The 20,164-nt window shown below is 47.6% G+C and carries 16 protein-coding genes; 8 read left to right on the top strand and 8 right to left on the bottom strand.

Going from position 1 to position 20,164, the window contains the following annotated elements; genetic code table 11:
* The first annotated feature begins 145 nt into the window (after positions 1-145).
* The 3 genes from B2U97_RS11805 (at position 146) to B2U97_RS11795 (ending at position 4,420) form a co-directional block, all read left to right on the top strand.
* On the top strand, positions 146-2,065 hold the full coding sequence (locus B2U97_RS11805) for a hypothetical protein (RefSeq protein ID WP_114981690.1): 1,920 nt from the start codon (positions 146-148) through the stop codon (positions 2,063-2,065).
* Between the two features lie 146 nt (positions 2,066-2,211).
* The gene (locus tag B2U97_RS11800; RefSeq protein WP_114981691.1) at positions 2,212-3,765 is read left to right on the top strand and encodes a methyl-accepting chemotaxis protein; all 1,554 of its coding nucleotides are present in this window, start codon (positions 2,212-2,214) and stop codon (positions 3,763-3,765) included.
* Between the two features lie 85 nt (positions 3,766-3,850).
* Positions 3,851-4,420 (top strand): gamma-glutamylcyclotransferase, encoded by a 570-nt coding sequence (locus B2U97_RS11795; RefSeq protein ID WP_114981692.1) that lies wholly within the window; start codon positions 3,851-3,853, stop codon positions 4,418-4,420.
* Here the strand turns inward: B2U97_RS11795 and B2U97_RS11790 are convergent.
* Together B2U97_RS11790 and B2U97_RS11785 are read right to left on the bottom strand one after the other, a co-directional pair.
* The gene (locus B2U97_RS11790; RefSeq protein WP_034822209.1) at positions 4,413-6,677 is read right to left on the bottom strand and encodes an EAL domain-containing protein; all 2,265 of its coding nucleotides are present in this window, start codon (positions 6,675-6,677) and stop codon (positions 4,413-4,415) included. The two genes, B2U97_RS11795 and B2U97_RS11790, sit on opposite strands and share 8 nt — an antisense overlap.
* Positions 6,677-8,365, bottom strand: coding sequence for an EAL domain-containing protein (locus B2U97_RS11785; RefSeq protein WP_114981693.1), 1,689 nt, complete (start codon positions 8,363-8,365; stop codon positions 6,677-6,679). The genes B2U97_RS11790 and B2U97_RS11785 overlap by 1 nt, the downstream gene beginning before the upstream one ends.
* A 111-nt stretch (positions 8,366-8,476) precedes the next feature.
* On the opposite strand from B2U97_RS11785, the gene B2U97_RS11780 reads away from it, so the two are divergent.
* Entirely contained in the window at positions 8,477-9,523 is a 1,047-nt protein-coding gene (locus B2U97_RS11780) for an AI-2E family transporter (RefSeq protein WP_011235395.1), read from the top strand.
* Here the strand turns inward: B2U97_RS11780 and cfa are convergent.
* The 3 genes from cfa to B2U97_RS11765 form a co-directional block, all read right to left on the bottom strand.
* Positions 9,520-10,635, bottom strand: coding sequence for a cyclopropane fatty acyl phospholipid synthase (gene cfa / locus B2U97_RS11775; RefSeq protein ID WP_114981694.1), 1,116 nt, complete (start codon positions 10,633-10,635; stop codon positions 9,520-9,522). The genes B2U97_RS11780 and cfa overlap by 4 nt on opposite strands.
* 75 nt (positions 10,636-10,710) lie before the next feature.
* On the bottom strand, positions 10,711-11,892 hold the full coding sequence (locus B2U97_RS11770) for an ammonium transporter (RefSeq protein WP_034822216.1): 1,182 nt from the start codon (positions 11,890-11,892) through the stop codon (positions 10,711-10,713).
* 10 nt (positions 11,893-11,902) lie between these two features.
* The gene (locus B2U97_RS11765) at positions 11,903-12,241 is read right to left on the bottom strand and encodes a P-II family nitrogen regulator (RefSeq protein WP_011235392.1); all 339 of its coding nucleotides are present in this window, start codon (positions 12,239-12,241) and stop codon (positions 11,903-11,905) included.
* Positions 12,242-12,462: 221 nt separating this feature from the next.
* Here B2U97_RS11765 and B2U97_RS11760 point away from each other — a divergent pair, with 221 nt between their 5' ends.
* Together B2U97_RS11760 and glpQ are read left to right on the top strand one after the other, a co-directional pair.
* Entirely contained in the window at positions 12,463-13,515 is a 1,053-nt protein-coding gene (locus tag B2U97_RS11760; protein WP_011235391.1) for a cysteine synthase A, read from the top strand.
* Positions 13,508-14,527, top strand: coding sequence for a glycerophosphodiester phosphodiesterase (gene glpQ, locus B2U97_RS11755; RefSeq protein WP_011235390.1), 1,020 nt, complete (start codon positions 13,508-13,510; stop codon positions 14,525-14,527). Before B2U97_RS11760 ends, glpQ begins: the two co-directional genes overlap by 8 nt.
* Here glpQ and B2U97_RS11750 read toward each other — a convergent pair.
* Positions 14,502-14,969 carry a GNAT family N-acetyltransferase gene (locus B2U97_RS11750; protein ID WP_110014141.1) on the bottom strand — a complete coding sequence of 156 codons (468 nt, stop codon included), beginning with the start codon at positions 14,967-14,969 and terminating at the stop codon, positions 14,502-14,504. The two genes, glpQ and B2U97_RS11750, sit on opposite strands and share 26 nt — an antisense overlap.
* The gene (locus B2U97_RS11745; protein WP_034822220.1) at positions 14,959-16,419 is read right to left on the bottom strand and encodes a RimK family protein; all 1,461 of its coding nucleotides are present in this window, start codon (positions 16,417-16,419) and stop codon (positions 14,959-14,961) included. Before B2U97_RS11745 ends, B2U97_RS11750 begins: the two co-directional genes overlap by 11 nt.
* A 143-nt stretch (positions 16,420-16,562) precedes the next feature.
* Between B2U97_RS11745 and B2U97_RS11740 the strand changes: the two genes are divergently transcribed.
* Both B2U97_RS11740 and B2U97_RS11735 read left to right on the top strand, forming a co-directional pair.
* Positions 16,563-17,069, top strand: coding sequence for a DUF2062 domain-containing protein (locus B2U97_RS11740; protein WP_110014140.1), 507 nt, complete (start codon positions 16,563-16,565; stop codon positions 17,067-17,069).
* Positions 17,070-17,071: 2 nt separating this feature from the next.
* Positions 17,072-18,823, top strand: coding sequence for a TIGR03545 family protein (locus B2U97_RS11735; RefSeq protein WP_110014139.1), 1,752 nt, complete (start codon positions 17,072-17,074; stop codon positions 18,821-18,823).
* 9 nt (positions 18,824-18,832) lie between these two features.
* Here B2U97_RS11735 and B2U97_RS11730 read toward each other — a convergent pair whose 3' ends face one another.
* Complete coding sequence (locus B2U97_RS11730; protein ID WP_034822225.1) at positions 18,833-20,125, bottom strand: GntP family permease; 1,293 nt, start codon at positions 20,123-20,125, stop codon at positions 18,833-18,835.
* Between the last annotated feature and the right edge of the window lie 39 nt (positions 20,126-20,164).

The raw sequence follows: 20,164 nt of genomic DNA, 5'->3' as shown, positions 1-20,164 counted from the left end.
ATAGAGGCTTAGATTGCTACGCACATGGCTTGATGTCAATGGAGCTCAATGCTTTCAGGCTTTTATTTTTCTATTGCTCAGCAGTTAACTTACCGCTAACCTAAAGCCTTTATTTTTTATAGGCATATAGAGTAGGGGAAGTTCGGTGGCGTTTGATTACGGTTCGATTGATCTTGGATTAAAAAATCCGTTTAAAACAGAGGGCTTGGTAACCAGTATTCGTGGGGTTGTGCAATCGCTGTTTGGTGTATATTTGCTGGTAGCAGGTGCTGGTTCCGTAAAGCAAGATCCGATTATGGGGTGGGTGCTGGCTATTTTCGGTATTTCGCTTCTGGCAGTCGGCATTAAAGTACTGAGCGGCGGCATTATGGCAATGCTGCGTTACTTTGTTGGCCGTAATCACCCTACGTCACTGGCTCCTAACTTTAGTAAGTCTGAGCGCAGTACCGCGCAGGAAGAGTCGCGTTATGTTGCTTATAACGATCAGGCTCTGGAAGAAATGCTTATGGGCCGTAAAAACAGCACCTTTATAGAGCCCAAAGGCTTACTGGCGCGAATAGCTCACACGGTATTTCCAAAATTACTGTTTATGCCTTATCCCATTCGTAATATGGCGCAACGCCTGTTAGGCGCCTGGGTGCGTACTCTTACGGCAATGGTTGCGTTTGGCTTTGCTGCCTTTGTGTCCCTGGCTGGTTTTGCCGGAGATGCAGGCGTGCTGGCTTTCCCTGTCTACACTGTTTTATTGACGCTTTACATCATGCACGTATGGAAGGCCGCTGGTAAGGCGATATCCCGCGGGGCAGAGCAGACTATTGACTCTATGGGCAGTGGTGATTTGGTCAAGATTATTGCTTTCGCCTTGTTATTGCCTGTTGTGGTAGGGCTGGTAGTGAGCTGGTGGATGGCTGCAACAGACGTAACGGCGGCAACGGTTGAGCAGTATTATGCCGCTTTGCCGGACTTTCATGCAGGTTGGTACTTATTTGGCATTTTTGTTGGCGCTTTAGTTTGCACGGCTGTCACTGTGGTGTTGCTGAAAAGACGTTTAGCCCATGCGAATCCGGTTTCTGAAGTCTCTGAATTACGGGAAAACTGGCAGGAGTCGGTGCACCCTAAAGAGATTTTTATCAACCTGGACAATCTGGTCATGGCAAACCGTCGTTATCGCGAAGTGCCAAACCGTGTGTATCGTGAATTGGATCCTAACTTGCAGGAACACGTTGACGGCAAAGGAGCCTTTAGCGGGGAGATGATTCAGGAAATTCAGCCTCAGGTAAAACCTATGGGACTGGGCGGGTTATTTGATAAATCGCGCTTGGTCAGCTTGTTGCTGGGTAATAGCTTGTTCATTATCGGTGTGGTTTTTACGTTTTTCTTAGCCTATGCAACAGTCGATGTGGTCAAACTTCTTGATAGCATGAACTATAGGCTGACTGAAGAGACTCCCTATAGCGACTTAATGACCTTAGCAGGCGTAGTCATGACTGCCGTTCATTTTTATCTTATTGGCTATGTCCTGCGGGCATTTGCGGGTTTAGCCGCTAATATCGCGCATCTGTTTTATGCGGAAATTCAGTTTGAATCCATGCTTATTTACTTTAAGTGCGAAGGAACCTTTACTGAGTCTAAAATTTCAACCGGTACCGGTATTCACGACAGTACTCGCTCAGAAAATACGCTGGTTCGCAGTAGTATTACCCCCTGGGTTATCGTGTCACGTATTGTGTCGACAACTTTTGCTGCAACCGGAATGAAAAATCTGGAGCATCCGCGACATATTCTGGAAATGCATAAATCGGATGACGAAATGGCGTCTATCCGTAAGGATGTTATCGACTTCCTGAAAGACCGCGAGTCTATTGCTTCTATAACCAGTAATCGCGATTTGGGCAATGCCTCACAGATACATCAGTTAAATGAGCAGACCCGCGCCATTCCAACAGACCAGGACAGATTGCAGCAATCGCAGTCGAAGACTTCTGATGAAGAGGCCGCTGGTTACCTTCGTCAGCAGGAAGAATTGGGCTCAGACAACGACTCTGATACCGACAAAAATCGTTAATTTCCAACCTTAAAAACCGCAGGCGGGTGCGTTGCCCGTCTGCACCTGCTACCAAGGTCGTAGTGCAGCAGCATAAAGTTTCATGGAAACTGTTCGATAATTATACATGGTACGTTGCGTTTTTTACGCCTTACGGAAGCAGATAAATGTCCACAGTTGATGTGAAACCTCCTTTATTGATAACGGCTTTGGCAATAGCCGCCGGTGTCCTTGTCCTTGCTTTTGTGCCCTGGTTGTGGCTGCAGTTATGTCTGCAAAGCTTATTATTTATTGCCCTGAGCTGGTTTTATGCCCGTTATTTTAGCGCCGCCGGAATAGCGGATGATGAAGAGCCCTCTGAGGGAGACGGCACGGATCAGCTGGCCGAAAACTCCGGTAAAAATGCAATAGCAACGGCAGAGCTTAGTTTTGCGATAAGCCGTTTTAAATCCGTTTTGGCAGATATTGTCGAGCGTTTGAAAGAAAGTGTGGATAACTCGTCACGAGTGAGCGAACGGGCGAAGGGAATAGAAAGCTTTTCATCGGAAGTGGCTGTTGCTGCAGAGCAAACCAAGCAGATAAGCCACGAAGGCCGCGAGAGAATAAAGCAACTCACTCAGAAGATAGCTCTGGTAGTGGCGGACAGCCGAGAAAGTGCGGAAGCGGTCAGAGGTCTGCAGGCTAAAGCCGATGATATTCGTAAAGTGACCCAGGTTATTGACAGTATTGCAGAGCAAACCAACTTGCTGGCGCTGAATGCATCGATAGAGTCGGCGCGTGCCGGTGAACATGGTCGTGGCTTTGCGGTTGTAGCCGATGAAGTCAGAACGCTGGCCGGACGAACTTCGGATGCAACCGTAGAAGTGAGTAATTTGGTGGAAGCGATTCATAATGAAACCACGGTTGCGGTCAATAATATTGAGCAACTGTCAAAGCACATTGAACAGCAGTCGGAAACAACCGAGGGCATTATTGAACAACTGGCCAGCATTGTAGAACAAGCCGAAACCGTGGAGCAGCAACTGCAAAAAATTACCGGGTTAATGGGTGAGAACGCAGAGGATCTTTCCCGTAATGGTGAGCTTCTGCATTCTGTAAACTCAGACTTATCTGAACAATACCAGCAACTGGATGACGTAAGCGGGCAGGCCGAGCAACTGGAATTGCAGTCGGAGCAATTGTTCGCGCACTTGGTTGAAAATGATGCCGATGCTGAACATAAAGTGATTTACCAGGCCGCAACCGACGCCGCTAAACAAATTGGGCAACGTTTAGATCAGGCTATTGAGCAAGGCGAGCTGACGTCCTCTCAACTGTTCTCCCGGGATTATCAAGCGGTTCCCGGAACCGAGCCGGTAAAATACAAGACACCATACACGGAGTTTTTCGAGAGTATATTACCCGCTATTCAGGAGCCTACTCTGAAACGACATGAACACATTATTTACGCTATAGCCACTGACCCGAAAGGCTATGTAGCGCGGCACAACGATGCGTTTAATAAGCCGTTAACAGGTGATCCGAAGAAAGACCTGGTCGGCAACCGCTCGCGTCGGCTATTTAATGACAAAACCGGGGCACGTTGCGGAGCTCACACGCAAACGTTATTGTTACAGACCTACAAACGCGATACCGGCGAGGTTATGCACGACTTATCGGTACCCGTTTATGTAAATGGAAAACATTGGGGCGGCTTCCGTATCGGCTACAAGCCGCTGTAGCCTGACATTCATGTCAGGTGAGATATAGTTCCTGACGTAAACGTCAGGCTACAAAGCACCAAGCGAGAATAGGCAACTGAGCAGTATGTCACACGATACCATTGCAATGAATAAAGAGCGGCAGGACTTAAGTGGCCTGGAGGCTGTCTGGTTATTTGGTTATGGCTCACTGATTTATAAAGTCGACTTTCCGTATCTGGAACGGGCGGCTGCCTCAATACAAGGTTGGTCACGACGTTTCTGGCAAGGGTCGCACGACCATAGAGGCACACCAGAAGCTCCGGGCAGGGTACTGACTTTAACAGAAACTCCGGGTGAAGAATGCACGGGAATGGCCTACAAAGTCTCACCCGATGTGTTCGAGCATTTAGATCATCGTGAAAAAAACGGTTATTTAAGATTTACTACGCCGATGAGTTTTCGTGACGGCAGCCAACAAGAAGGCCTTGTTTATATTGCGACAGAAGACAATGAAGCGTTTCTTGGCGAGGCTACGGCGTCGGAAATTGCCAGCCATATCGCTCGTTCGTCCGGCCCCAGCGGGCCCAATGCCGAATACCTGGTCAAGTTGCAGTTGGCGCTACAGCAACTGGGCGTCAACGACCCTCATATTACTGAGGTTTATGAGGCCTTAATGGCAAACCGGGCTAGTTAGTGTCCTGAGTAAATACGGTGTCGGCGGTTTGCGGTAACATGTAAAGCTTACCCTGCCAGTAGTGGCAACCAAATTCGGCGAGTGTATCTAACTGTGCTTGGTTTTCTACGCCTACCGCTTGTACTTCCAACCCCAGCTCTGAGGTCATGCGAATAACCGCACGCACCAAATTGCGCGAGCGTTCGTTAGTATCAAGATCGCGAATAAACTCTCTTTCTATTTTAATTTTGCTCACCGGCATGGTTTTCAAATGCAGCATGCTGGCAACGCCTTTACCGAACCGGTCAATAACCAGAGTTATACCAAGCTGATGTAACTTCTCAATAATTTCCAGAGTGTGCGGCAGGGGTTCTTGTAAGCTGCTTTCACTTAAATCAAATTCCAGTTTTGCCGCTAGCTTTGGGGTCTTTTTAACAAACTGGCTGACTGTCTGATAAAGCTTCTGTGAAATTTGCTCGGTTGCCAAATTAATACCGATTTTTCCCGGAACGGTGTTTTGCTCCTGCCAGAGATCAATTTGCTCGATAACCTGTTCAACCACCCATACTCCCAGGGTGTCCAGCATGCCATTGGCATCAAATTGTGGCAGGAACTGGTCGGGTTTTAATGAGCCAAGGTCGGGGTGCTCCCAGCGCAGCAGAGCCTCAACGCCGACCACCTGATGCTGCATATTAAGAACGGGTTGATACACCAACTGCATTTGCCCGGTTTGCAACACACTGCGGACGTCTTCTTCTAATTGAATTTCATCGTAAGAGCGGGTTTCCAGCTCTTGTTTAAAGTAAGTGCTGCTCTCATTGTGCTCGTCTTTAGCAGAGTTCATTGCCAAATTGGCCTGAGCCAGAAGCTTTTCGGCATCGTAGCCGTCGAGTGGGTAAACGCTGGCGCCAATGCTGGCTGCCAGTTGCACCTGCCGCTGGCTGTCCGACAATATGAATGGCGGTTCGTACGCGGCCTGAATTTCCAGAATAATGTTCTGAATATCGATGTATTCAACAATATGATTCAAAACGACGGCAAATTCATCACCACCGAGGTTATAAAGTTTGGTACCGAAGGGAACGGCTTTTTTCAGTCTAAGCGCCAGGCGCTGTAAAATTTTATCGCCAATATGATGGCCATACTGGTCATTCACCTGATGGAAATGATTAACGTTCATTACAATGACGGCAGCCAATCTGTCGCTGGGCAATTCATCTAATAACCGGGTTAAATCCAGTGCCAGCGAGTTGCTGTTAGGTAAGCCAGTTAAGTCGTTAAAAAAGGCCAGCTTCTGCAATTGCCGCTGCTGCAATTTCATTCGGGTGACATCGCTTAAGGTCGCAATGTAGGCCGCTTCCCCGGGGAAACTAGCCGGGGCTTCACGAACGGTTAAAATGGCAGAGTAACGCTGATTATCTATATCGCGACCCACTATCAAAATACTCTGGTTACAGGGGAAGCCTCCGTCAATATCATCAATTTCCGTTGCTGATAGGAGTTCCTCGAGTCTTGAATTCAGACAGGCTGATTCGTTCAAGCCGGAAATGTCGGTAAATGGTGTATCAATCGCTATTACCCGACGGCGCCCGTCCAAAAGCGCAATGCCTGACAACACGTCATGCTCTGAGTTCTTCCCGGAATTAATGCTGGTGGTATCATAGTAGTCGGCAGAAATATTCGTCCAGGATCCCTGAAAGCGCAGCGGTTTCTGACTGCTACGGCGAACCTCGTCTCTAACCCAAACGTAATGCCCCTGTTGGTGACGAAAGCGATATTCACAAACAAATTGTTCTTCTTCAAAGCCGCGTAGAGCTGTTTTCTTTACTGTTTTTACGTCGTTAGGATGAATGTTGTTCAGCCACCAGCCCGGTGCCATTACCTCTTCTGTTGAGTATCCCAGAATGCGTTCGCAGTTTGTGCTTACCCAGTCGACGCAGAAGCCGGAATCGAGAGCCCTAAGCTCGTAGTGTACGGTTGGGCTGTTACCGAGATAGCTATGCAGTAACTCACGAGACTTTTTAAACCGTAAAAACCAAATGCGGCGAATAAAGAAAAACAGAAAAATGATGGATAGTGCGACAAACGCCCAGGGCTCCCATTGAATTAAGGTGCTTTTCGTGTCGGCTTCCACCGGTAACTTAGGAATTAAGGCGTTAGCGCCTATTTCCCAGATGATAGCGGCTATTATATAGCTGAGCGCCAGAATAACTTCCGGTCGTTTGAAAAATCGTTTACGCGATGCTCTATGCAGTGTTAACTCTCTTTCATTTCTCATTATCGTATCCGTGCCCAGGGTATTTCTGATTTCTTCAATGACTTACTGAGAATAGAGCCTTGTAATTCTTCACACCCTATTTGCTTTAACAGTAGTAGCTTAGCGCGATCATTGATGCCCGTAGCTATGGTTGTTAAACCTCGCGCTCTGGCCATTTTGACCATAGAGGCTAACTCTCGTTTTTGATCGCTGTGAGACGTGGCTTTTTGCACTAATTCCTCAGACAGTTTTACCGCATCTACAGGCAGCACAAAAAGTGACTGTATAGTGGAGCGGCCTTCCCCAAAATGCGAGGCAATAACATTACAGCCAATGCTGCGTAGACGTTCCAGATAGCGTTTCGATTTGTCGGAAAGTGACATTAAGGCTCGTTCACTGACCTCGATATTAATATTTTGTGCTGGAAATTTGGTTTCCTGCAGCTCGTGCGCTAACACATTAAGTACAAGCGGGTCGACAATGTCATTAATGGTCACGTTAATAGCGACGCGTACAGTCACTTTTTGTTTTTGCCATACCCGCAGGTCTTTAAATGTGCGTTGAATAATCCATGACGTAAATTGCTGAGTTAAAGAAGCCTCTTCTATCATTGGCTTAAACTCTTCCACACTCATGCTACCGCGTTTAGGGTGTACCCATTTCGCAGACACTTCCAGTACAGAGAAGTAGCCGGAATTAGTATTGAGCCGAGGCTGGTAGTAAAGCTGAATGTCGTTATTCTTCATTGCTTCGTTAAACTGACGCGAAAAAGTGACTTCTTCAATCTGGTCGATGGCCTCGTCTTGTTCCAGAAACGAGAACTGTTGTTTCTTTTGGAAAGCGTTAAAGGCGTGTGACTGGGCTTCGTCAAAAACTTTTTGGTGATCTTCTTTCAGCTGTTCTTTTTTAACCCGAAGCACACCAGCGGTGCTGTCCATTTGATAAGAAACACCGTCAATGACTATGGGTTGCTCCAAAAAGCTCTCTATTTTTTGTTGAAGTTCTTTTGAGTTTTCTTCAGCTTCAGAGCGAACCCCAACCAATTCGTTTCTTGACGTCTGACCGACGTGAACCTGATCCCCCAGGAGTTTTTTTAGTTGAACAGCCATTTGCTTAACAAGTTCGTTGGCTTTTTCAGTTCCTACTTGCTGCTGAATTTTGTCCATATTCTGTAAGCGGAAGTTGAAAATATCGACCAGGTCATCGGGTGAACTGCCTTTTCCATGGCCAATGCTTTCTAACTGTCTTAGCAGGGCGTTGATATTGGGAAGGTCGGTTCCCTGGTATTTGAATTTGGCCGTTTGTTCGGCACCACTTAATTCTTTTATGACTTTGGCAACCATTCCCGCCATAGTGGCCACAAGAGTATAAGCAACCATGCGAAGCATCCAGCCGCCGACAATTTCGTTGCCGCTTATCAGCGACTCGGAAAAAGAAAAGGGGCTGAGTAATAGGCCACACATGAAACCAGCCAGGGCACCAATGCGTGACCCCAGCAGTAAACCGGCAAAAATCAATGGAAAGTAAAGTAGGTGCTCGTAAAGGCTCGGAAGCCCGCCCGTTATCTCAATGACCCTGATAATAGCCGCAATCAGTATCGCCAACACGAAGCCCATGAACACCTGTTTTTCGGCGTTCATCTCGGTGAAGTTGACGACACTTTCTTTGAGCCAGCTGGTAAAGCTGTTTGGGTCTTCCAATTTAGGCATTTATTCTTATCAGTTGTGATAAATTAGGCAGTTAGCTATCTTGAGGTTGTTATCAATCTTAACTTCTGTCAAGTATTTAAGCCGAGAATCATTAACATCAAGGAACCAGCTATGCGGGAATCTTTAGAACGGCGGTCATTTTTACTGACATTGATTTTAGTCAGTATCGCCTTCGCCTGGGTACTTATACCGTTTTGGGGAGCTATTTTTTGGGCTTGTGTGGTGACTGTTATTTTTTACCCGCTACAACAAAAACTGAAAAAGACGTTTGGAGACAAGCCCAACCGGGCAGCTCTTGTAACCTTGCTGATTGCATTGGTTATTGTGGTGATTCCGGCGCTGGGTATTTCATATTCCTTTGTGCAGGAGGGGGTTAGTTTTTATCAGCGGCTGGACGAAGGCAAAATTAACCCCGGTAAGCTCTTTGATGATATTCAAAAGGCGTTTCCGGTTATTAGTGACTTGCTTGCTCAGTTTGATATTAAAGCCAGCGATGTACGGGAGAAAATATCATCAGGAGCCGTTAGTGGTAGTAAATTTTTGGCAGAAGAAGCGTTAAGCATCGGTCAAAATACATTCTCTTTTATCATTAGCCTTTCGCTAATGATTTATTTGACCTTTTTCCTTTTGCGGGACGGTCACTTGCTGATTGACCTTTTAGTAAAAGCGCTGCCTTTGGGCGATGAACGAGAACGTAAGCTGTTTACTAAATTTGCAGAGGTAACTCGGGCAACAGTGAAAGGAAACATTGTTGTGGCAATAGTTCAGGGCACATTGGGTGGCATAATTTTCGCGTTACTGGGTATTCCCGGAGCCCTGCTGTGGGGTGTCGTCATGGCCTTTTTGTCGTTAATCCCGGCGGTTGGCGCGAGTCTGGTATGGCTACCTGTATCTATTTATTTGTATGCGACAGGTAACTGGATAGCCGGCACCATTCTGGTGGCTTACGGGGCAATAGTTATTGGTTTGGCCGACAACGTACTGCGCCCGGTTTTGGTAGGGCGTGATACGAAATTACCGGATTATCTGGTGCTGTTTTCTACCTTAGGCGGTTTATCGCTGTTTGGTATTACCGGGTTTGTTTTAGGGCCGCTGGTTGCGGCCCTGTTTTTGGTGTTCTGGGATATCTTTATGAACGAGTTTAATAGCGTTTCTTAAAGTTGTGGGCGCGAGTATCCCCCAACACTGCCGTTGGGGGATAACACCCATTGCCACAACTGGATGTCGCGCGCACGGAATGCACCAGCACAGGACAGCAAATAGTATTTCCACATACGATAAAATTCGTCATCAAACTGTGACTTAATAGATGGCCAGGCTTTATCGAAGTTTTCAAACCAGGCCATTAAGGTTTTATCGTAATCGGCACCAAAGTTGTGCAGGTCTTCGCAGACAAACTTTTCTTCCAGTGCCGTTCCTATTTGTGAAATAGACGGAATTTCGCCATTCGGGAAAATGTACTTGCTGATCCACGGGTCGGCTGCGGTATCACTGACGTTTTTACCAATAGTGTGCAGCAGGAACAGGCCGTCTTCTTTGGTGCAGCGCAGAGCGACATCCATATAGTCGTCGTAGTTCTTCTGACCGACATGCTCAAACATTCCTAAGCTGATAACGCGGTCAAACTGTTCGTCCAGCTCGCGGTAGTCCTGTAGCCGGAATTCTACCGGAAGACCTTTGCAGCGCTCTTTGCCAAGGGCTACCTGCTCTTTGGATATAGTGACACCAACACATTCGACACCGTAGTTTTCAGCGGCATACTGCATGAAGCTGCCCCAGCCACAACCAATATCAAGAACGCGCATGCCTGGCTTCAATCCCAGCTTTTTACAGCACAGTTCAAGTTTATGCCGTTGTGCTTCGTCAACGTCTTTGGCTTTTTCCCAGTAACCACAGGTGTAAACCATACGCTCATCGAGCATAGACTGATAAAGGTCATTGCCCATGTCGTAATGATGCTGACCAACCTCCCAGGCTTTGGATTTACTTTGTAAGTTGAAGACTCGGCTTTTTAAGGAATGGAAAATAAGGCGGGCGGGGTTAACTTCATCCTGAATGCCGGAGCGCAGTAGCTGGAAGAAAAACTGGTCAAGCGATTCGGCGTCCCACAAACGAGCCATATAAGATTCACCCAAGCCAAGATTACCGCGCGACAGTGCCTGATCAAATACGGTTTCATCGTGAACCTGCATATCCCAGGCTCTGTCACCGTTAATGCGGATATCTGCTTTTGCTAAAAGCTCTTCAACATACTCTCGTGATGTCGACATATTTGTTCGCCCATTCCGGAAAATGATGGTTAAAAACGTTATCAAGAATGGGCGAAACTGGCAATAAAAAGCCTTTTACCCGTCTTTTTTCGACGTAAACTCAGGGTAAGCTTCAACGCCGCAATCGACTTGATCTAAGCCGATATATTCCTGCTCTTTAGTTACACGAATGCCCAATATTAGCTTCAGTATAGCCCAGACAATAAGACTACTGAAAAACACCCAGCAGAAAATGGTACCGACACCGGCTAACTGAATAACAAAGCTGGCACCGTCATCGCTGAGCGGCACCACAAGGGTACCGAAAATACCGACCACACCGTGTACCGAAATAGCACCGACCGGATCGTCAATGTGGAGCTTATCCAGCCCAATAATGGAGAGCACGACAATAAGCCCCGCAATAAAGCCGATAACGCCGGCAAGCCAGGGTTCTGGGGTAACAGGTTGTGCGGTAATGGCAACCAGACCGGCTAAGGCACCGTTTAAAATCATGGTTAAATCGGCTTTTTTCCACAACAGCTTAGTAAATAGCAGCGTGGCGATAGTGCCAGCTGCGGCCGAGGTATTAGTGTTTACCATGGCGCGGGCTATGGCATTGGCATCGTCAACGGTGCTTAGCGCTAACTGTGAACCGCCGTTAAAACCAAACCAGCCAAACCAGAGAATGAAGGTACCCAGCGCGGCCAGTGGCATATTAGAGCCGGGTAAAGCGTTGATACTGCCATCACTCAGGTATTTACCGGAGCGCGGGCCAAGTAAAAGAACCGCAGCAAGTGCCGCTGATGCACCGGTTAAATGCACAATGCTGGAGCCGGCAAAATCGACAAAGCCCCATTCCGTCAGCATTCCACCGCCCCAGGTCCATAAGCCCTGTACCGGATAAATGACCGCACTAAGCACGACACAGAACAGCAGAAAGCTCATTAGCTTCATACGCTCGGCAACGGCACCTGAGACTATCGACATAGCAGTAGCAACGAACACCATCTGAAAAAAGAAATTAGCGTCAGCCGCGTAAGCTGAGGTTGAAGGATCGGGGTACATGACTTTGTAGCCGATAACCAGGTAAACAATACAGGCGATGGCGTAGAGCACGATGTTTTTGGTCAGAATTTCGGTGGTGTTTTTGCTTCTGACCAGACCCGCCTCCAGCATGGAAAAACCAGCCGCCATCCACATAACCAGCGCCCCGGATATGAGTAAGTAAAAGGTGTCTACCGCGAAAGTGAGTTGTTGTAAGTTTTGTGCTTCCATGATGGGCTCCTTAAAGGGCGTCTTGGTCGGTTTCGCCAGTGCGTATGCGAACGCATTGCTCCAGCGGCATAACGAATATTTTTCCGTCGCCGATATTGCCGGTATGAGCCGCGGCAATGACTACTTCCAGAGCTCGTTCGACGGTTTCGTCGGGAACCGCCAGTTCAATTTTCATTTTGGGCAGGAAGTCGACTTGATATTCGGCGCCCCGGTACAGTTCGGTATGCCCCTTTTGACGTCCTACTCCCCGGACTTCGGTTACTGTCAGGCCTTTACAGCCAATTTCAAACAGCGCTTGCTTCACATCCTCCAGCTTGAAGGGTTTGATTAACGCAACGAGCATTTTCATGGTGCTTTCCTTATTAAAATATTGTTAAGCAACCCTTTAACTTCACGAAGCGTGCCAGAATTTAACTAGCTGATATTTATGAATAAATAATATTTACGTAATTTTTCTGCACAAAAAACGTGCGCCCCTTCTGTGCATTGCACCAAAAGTGCTATTGAACCAAAAGGGTACAGGGGAGATACTATTTACCTACAGTAGCGAATGATTAAGGGTGCAGTGGCATGAGAGTTGGCGCGCGGCAGAGCGATCTTATCGGGCAGACGGATTTACTTCGTATACCGTCGCTGTCTGATTTAACCGGATGCGATATCTTTATTAAATGCGAGTTCCAGAATCCGGGCGGCTCCATTAAGGATCGCGCGGCTAAGCAACTGATTGATGACGCTATGGAACGCGGCGAGTTAAAGCCGGGTATGACGGTGGTTGAAGGTACCGCCGGTAATACCGGTATTGGCCTGGCTGTTGTGGCAAAGTCTTACGGCTTGCGTATGTTAGCGGTCATGCCCAATGACCAGACACCGGAGAAAGAGCGCATGATCCGCTTGCATGGCGGTGAACTGATGGCGGTTGATCCGGTTCCTTTTAAGAACGAAAACCACTTCTACCATACGGCGCGCCGTTTAGCGGAAGAACGCGATGATTGCTGGTGGGCTAACCAATTTGAAAACACCAGTAATGCTCGTGCGCATTACCTTCATACTGGCCCGGAAATATGGGAACAAACCGAAGGGAGAATTGACGCTCTGGTGTCTGTGGCTGGAACCGGTGGCACCATTGGTGGTAACTCTCGCTTCTTAAAAGAGCAGAACCCGGAACTGGATGTTTGGGTGGTTGACCCGGATGGTTCCGGTATCTATGAGTTTTTACGCAGCGGCGAATATGTGTCGAATGGCGGCTCTATGACGGAGGGCATTGGTATTATGCGGCTAGTGGATAATTTCCGCCAGGCACGTATTGATCACGCGGTTAATTTGCCCGATCAAGATTTAGTGACGTTGTCACGTTATATCCGAGACGAAGATGGTATTGTTCTGGGGAGTAGCTCGGCGCTAAACGTGGCTGGTGCGTTGGCCGCAGCTTTACGAAAAGGTCCGGGACACCGCATTGTGACCTTTTCCTGTGACTTGGGTGAACGTTCGGTGAGTAAGCTGTACAACCCGGAATATTTGCGCGGACGCGGGTTAAACCCTGACCCGGAACCCATTGACGTATTAATGACGCGTTATCGCGAGCTTGGCGATAAGGTACTAGAGGTTAACTGGAACAATGACTAAACGTATTTTTGGGTGTTTGTTTTTATTGGTATCAGCAACCGCAGTTCAGGCGCAGGACGAGACGCCGGATGCGCCGTTCCATGACCTTCAAGTTCCGCAGTTTCTGGACATTGCGCACCGCGGTGCTTCCGGTTATTTACCCGAGCACACTCAGGCCAGCACCGTTATGGCTCATGGGCTGGGAGCGGACTTCATAGAGCAAGACGTGCAACTGAGCCGTGACAGCGTTCCGGTCGTTCTGCATGATGAAATTCTGGACCATGTCACCAATGTCTCCGAAGTGTTTCCGGAAAAGCATCGTCCCGATGGTAAATACTATGTGGTCGATTTTTCGCTGGAAGAGCTTAAACAGTTAACTATGGTCGCCCGGCATAAAGATTATGAGCTGGTTTACCCTAAGCGATTTTCTCACCCCGATGTTCACTTTCCTATACAAACGCTGGATGAGGAAATCAAACTGATTCAGGAGCTGAATCGCGTTCGGGATATGTCGACAGGCATTTATATCGAGATCAAATCTCCGCGCTGGTATCAGCAGCAAGGGTACGACGCGACGGCGGCCGTGATGTCTGTCCTGGCTCACAACGGATACCACGACAAACGGCCAACACCGGTTTATCTGCAGTCTTTTGACCCGGAAGTGTTACGTCGCTTAAAGCGTGAATTTAACTGGGACTTTCCGTTAATTCAGCTGGTGGGTGACAATGAGTGGGGAGAGACCGATATTGATTACAGCGCCATGCGCACGGGCGCCGGGCTGGAGTCAGTAAAAAGCTACGCTGAAGGTGTCGGCTTGTGGGTAAACCACGTATTGACCGGAGTGAATGAAAACGGTGAGCCTGAATGGGACAGTGTTTTAAAGTCAGCGGAAGAGAAAGGTCTGGATGTTCATGTTTATACCTTGCGGGCCGATGACTTACCCGAAGGCGTGGAGTCTCATGCGCAATTACGCCAGTGGTTAAAACAAGCTGGCGTAGAGGGCGTGTTTACTGACTTTCCGGATAAAAAGTAAAGCGCATTTTGAAACCGTCGCTGCCGTCATCGTAGTATTCCGGCAGAATATCGATGGTTTCGAAACCACAGCTTTGATACCAGTGAATAGCGGCCTTGTTGTCGCTTTTCACTTCCAGCGACATGGCATTAGCGCCGGCGGTTTTCGCCGAATTCAGCACTTCATTCATAAGCAGATTACCTACCCCTAAACCGCGAAAGCTCTGAGCTACGGCTATTGAGTACAGGCGCCATACTTTGCTGTTACGCCGGGTAAAGGCAATAGCATACCCGGCTAAATCGTTACCTGAACGTGCTACCCAGCAATAGTTATGGCTGGATTCAATTACTCGTTTAAAACTGCGACGACTAATGCAACTGTAATTAAAAGTTGCACGTTCTAAAGAAACTAATTGTTCAAGGTCGTTCTTGTCTGCCCGCTCAATGCGAAACTCAGTATTCATCCAGGCGTCGTCCAAAATCAGCCATAATCAGCCGGTACAGCTCATAACCTAAGTGTTTGTCTTCCACACCAGATTCAATTGACGGGTTGTCATTAATTTCAATAACAACAGGGCCTTGCGGTGTTTGTTTAATATCTACACCGTACAGGCCGTCACCTATTAAGCGGGTTGCCTGTAATGCCAGCCGCACCACATCTTTAGGAGCCTGATGCACGCCTAAAGTGGCAAAAGAACCGCTTTTACCTCGTGAGGACGACTCGCTGTGGTTATAAATTTGCCAGTGGTTACGCGCCATAAAGTACTGGCAAGCGTATATGGGTCGGTTATTCAGTACACCAATACGCCAGTCGTAGTCGGTTCTCATATACTCTTGTGCCAGCAGTATAGTGGACTGCTCGAAAAGCTCCGTTGCCACTTGTTTAAACTGGGCTAAGTCTTCTGCTTTTTCCACGCCAATAGAAAATGAACCGTCAGGAATTTTCAGCACAACCGGGTAACCCAAACGTTCGCCTATTGCTTCGTAGTCGATATCTGATTGGCTCAACAAGAGTTCTGTTTTTGGTGTCGCTACCTTATGTTTATCCAGTAACTCTTTTAAGAACACTTTATTGGCACATTTAACAATGGAGTCCGGGTGGTCAATGACGACCATACCGTTGGCTTCGGCTTTTTTCGCAAAGTGGTAGGTATAATGATTAATACGGGTGGTTTCGCGAATGAAAAGCGCATCGAACTCCAACAGACGATTGAAATCGTTTGCGGTAATCAGCTCAGCTTCAATATCGGCCTCTTTGGCGGCTTTTATAAACAATGACAGTGCTTTTTTGTCACTGGTCGGAATGGCTTCGTCCGGGTTATACAAAATGGCCAAATCAAAACGGTACTCTTTGCGGGTGCGCGCTTTGCGCCACACTCGTTTACTGAAATGATCCAGTGAGTTACCAAAAAAGCTTTGTTGCTCATCAGTTAACTGATTCAACGCACCTGATGTCAGCTTGTTAATATGCCAGCGACCGTTAAATTCCAGTTCAACTTTTAAAATAGGGCATGGGTAGCGCTCAAATATTTGGCGTGCAAAAGAAGCCAGTTCAGGCTGTTCGCATAAGCCAAAACAAATCAGTAGCGACAGCGACTTTTCGTCACGATTCTGCAAATATTTAGTGAGTGATCGGTCGGCGGTATTAATCAGTAACTGATAATGGGAAAAGTTGGTCAGGTCATTAATAGTCGCAACCGACGGCATAACTCTTTGTCCGCGAGCCTCTGCCAGCAGACTAACGTAGTAGCCGGTTGACAGGTAAGATAAGTCGTTACACAAATTTAGAACATGATAACGACTCTGCAAGTGTGCCGATTGTAAGTATTCACTTGCGGTGAGTAGGCTTTGACTAGGGTAATAAGGCTGCCAGTCGGCGGCGTTATCTATGATAAGGTGAACGTGTTGCTGCATGTCGTAAAGTACTCAGAAGTCGTTAAAAATAATGTAAGTTATTTGCTTATTATTTGCGTAATAAATGCAACTCACACTATATTAGAAAGACGACGGATAACAAGCAGATTTGCTGTTTTATCTTTTTCAAAGGAGTCAGGTGAATGCTGACAATTCTGGCAAAGCTGTTAAAAGCTTTGAATTCTGAAACCAGCGCCTGGGCACTGGCGTTAGCTGTAGTACTAGGAATGTTTATGGGGATAACCCCGCTATGGCGAATTCATAACTTAATAATTTTATTGGCGGCATTAATATTCCGCGTAAACCTCAGTCTATTCATTGTGTCTTTTGGTATTTTCTCGGGTATTGCTTACCTGCTGGACCCTTGGTTCCACAGTGTCGGTTTGAGCTTATTAGAAGCGTCAGGCTGGCAGGGCATTTATGAAGCACTGTATGCAACTGCCTTAGGACGTCTGTCCATGTTTAATCACACCATAACTATGGGTAGCTTTGTTATCGCTTTGATTGCCGCGCCGGTTGTAGCTGCGTTGAGTTACTGGATTATTGCCAATTACCGTAAAAGAATTCAGGCTCAAATAATGAAAATGCGCGTGGTGCAGGTTATTCGCGGTAGCCGTTTCTGGCAGATCTATACGGACTTGAGGGGGTGAGTATGAAGCGCAGTATCATTCGCTGGCCGGGACTGGCCGTTTTCGCCGGGTTCGTATTGTTGTTGGTCGCTATTTCCTGGTTGTTTCTGGACGCTATTATAAAAGTTACATTAGAGCACACGCTGGGAAGACTGAACGGCGCTGAAGTTAATATTGAGCGAGTGGAGCATAGCTGGGTACCTTTATCTCTGACTTTGGCCGGTATCCAGGTCACCGACCCTAATGCACCGAAAAATAACCGGGTACAGGTTGGTGAAGCTTCAGCGGACATCAGCCCTACAGAAATTGTGCTTGGCCGAACCTTAATTGAACAGCTGACTATGACCGGCGTTCGTGTTAATCAGCCACGGGAAAGCGAGGGTGACGTTTATGTCATGCCGGATCAGGAAGACGTGCAGAATTGGGCCAGTCAGTCCTGGGATAAACTGACCATGTCTTTACCTTCTGTGGACGATATTGTCAGCCAGGTTGATTTGCGTACAGAAACGGTGATTGATGAAGCCAAAGCTGCCTACGAGCAGCAAGAACAAGAGGTTAAAGCAGCTAGAGAAGCTTTGCCGAGTAAAGACAAAATAAAAGAATACGAAGAGAAAATTAAGCAAATTACCGAAGGCAAAGTAGAAGGCCTGGCTGATATTGCGGCGAGAAAAGAGGCTTTAGATGAGTTAAAAGACTCGATTCGGGCAGATAAAAAGGCGGTCAGCAACTTTCGTGATGAAGTGAAGCAGGCGAAAGAGGTGGTGCAACAGCAAATAGCCGACCTTAAGAACGCGCCGGGTAACGATATTGACCGAATTAAGTCGTTTTTCAGTCTGGACGGAAGTGGTTTAGAGAACGTGACTGGTTTGTTATTAGGCGAAAAAGCGCGGGAGTGGAGTAAGTACGTACTTCTTGCCTATGAACAGCTGGGGCCTATGCTGGCGCGTTCGGACAACTCTGCAACGGTAGAGCCGGTGCGCGGCGAGGGGCAGAGAATTTCCTTTGCCGATGACAACGCACCACCGGAGTTTTTAATTAAAAAGGCGCGCACCGAATTTATGGTTGGCGGTACGGTTATTGATGTCGACTGGCAAAATATTACCCACCAGCATAATTTACTGGGTCAGCCGACGACGTATCAGGCTCGGGCCGATAACAGCGACTTGTGGAATGCGTTTAACCTGAATGGCGAATTATCGCTGACTGACCTGGGCATTGATGCGAAGCAGCAATGGCAGTTAAAAGGCGCAAAACTGAATAACCTAAAGCTTAGTAATAGCAGCGAACTCAGTGCCAATATTTTATCGTCCATGATGGACAGTGATGGAACCGTGCTAGTTCGTGAGAATAAACTGGACGGGAAAGCCATGGTACGCATGCTGAATCTTGACTTAGAAGCCGAGGGCAGCAGCAAACTGACTTCTGCGGTTGCAGGTGCTTTAAAGCAACTACAGCGGTTAGATATTACCACCAACATTGGCGGTGATATTCAACGGCCATCGCTGAGTTTTGAATCCGATTTAGATGACCAATTAGGCGATGCGTTGGCTCAATCCGCGATGGGCGAGGCCGACGAAAAACTGGCCGAAATAAAAGCTGACCTTACTGCCAAAGTTTCAGAGCAATTAGGTGGTCAGCAAGGCTTGCTGGAAAATCTGACTCAATGGGACAATGAATCTGGTGAACAGAGCAAACAACTGGAAGAGCTGTTAAAAGCCAAAGTTGGAGACAGTCTTAAGGATAAGCTCAAGGGCCGCCTTTTGGGCGGCTCTTGAGTTCCATTTTTATAGCATAAACAATCCAATAGCCACGGCTAAACCCATTAATGGCACCACAACAGTTACTGCGGCAACCGCCCAATAAGCGGCGCTGTGTTTCTCGTTACAAATAGCGCGAATAGTGGTAACTACGTAGCCATTGTGGGGCAGCGAGTCGAGCGCTCCTGAGGAGATCGAAACAATACGGTGCAATTGCTCGGGGTTAACCCCCGCCGCCATGTAGTGCGGGCCTACTTCAGGTAAGGCGATAGCCTGCCCACCGGATGCTGAACCGGTTAACCCAGCAATAACACTTACTGCAACCGCTGCGCCCACCAACTCATTGCCTGGCAAGCTAGTCATGGCAGTAACGGCGGCATCAAAGGCCGGAGTTATTTTGGCGATGCTGCCAAAGCCAACCACTGCCGCAGTATTACCAATAGCCACTAAAGCCCCTGTGGTAGCTTCATGAATGGCGGTCTGGGGTTTGTGAAAATGCTTAAAGTTAATAACGGCAATAGCAATTACACCGCCCAGCAAAGCTACTATCAGGGCGTTTTGCTGCAAGGTGTCGTGAAAGGTAAAAGATAGCCCCAGAACAACTAACAGTGGAATTAAGCCACTAATGGGTGAGGGCAGTTTCCGCTCCAGCAATATCGGGTCGCCTTCACGTGCTTCAAACTTCTCACCATTAGCTATGGCGCGGTTAATAATCTTTCTTAACCACCAGTAGCCAAAGGTTGCCATTAATACTGCGACTACCAAACTGACTTCCCAGGCAGCATAAGGCGAAGTGCCGAGGTATTTTACGGGTATCCAGTTCTGGATTTCCGGTGAGCCGGCTGAGGTCATGGTAAAAGTGACGGAGCCAAAAGCCAGTGCTGCCGGAATAAAACGTCGAGGCAGGTTGGCATCTTTAAATAAACTGAGCGCCATTGGGTAAACCGAAAAAGCGACAACAAAAACGCTGACACCGCCATAGGTTAAAATGGCACAGGCCAGTACCACCGCCAGAACTGCCTGCTTGCGACCGAGTTTATTGATGATCCAACTCGCGACACTGTCGGCTGCTCCGGTATCCTCCATGAACTTACCAAATAGAGAACCGAGTAGAAACATAAAGAACCAGGCGGCAACAAAGCTGGCAAAACCATCCATATAAGCACTAACGAAATTGACCTCGCCGGTCAGTAGCGGCACTCCACTACACAACGCGACTATAACAGCGCACAGAGGGGCACTGATAAACAGGTTTACTCCTTTTAAAGTGAGTACGATAAGCAACACAAGGCCGCCAACCAGACCAATCATACTTAACATGAGTTACCCCGCGGATTAAAGAAACAAAACATGCTCAAC

It is taken from the genome of Idiomarina sp. UBA3176 (assembly GCF_002364295.1).
GTDB lineage: Bacteria > Pseudomonadota > Gammaproteobacteria > Enterobacterales > Alteromonadaceae > Idiomarina > Idiomarina loihiensis.
The sequence above is the reverse complement of the archived record's forward strand: the minus strand, read 5'-3'. Positions and strand labels throughout refer to the sequence as shown.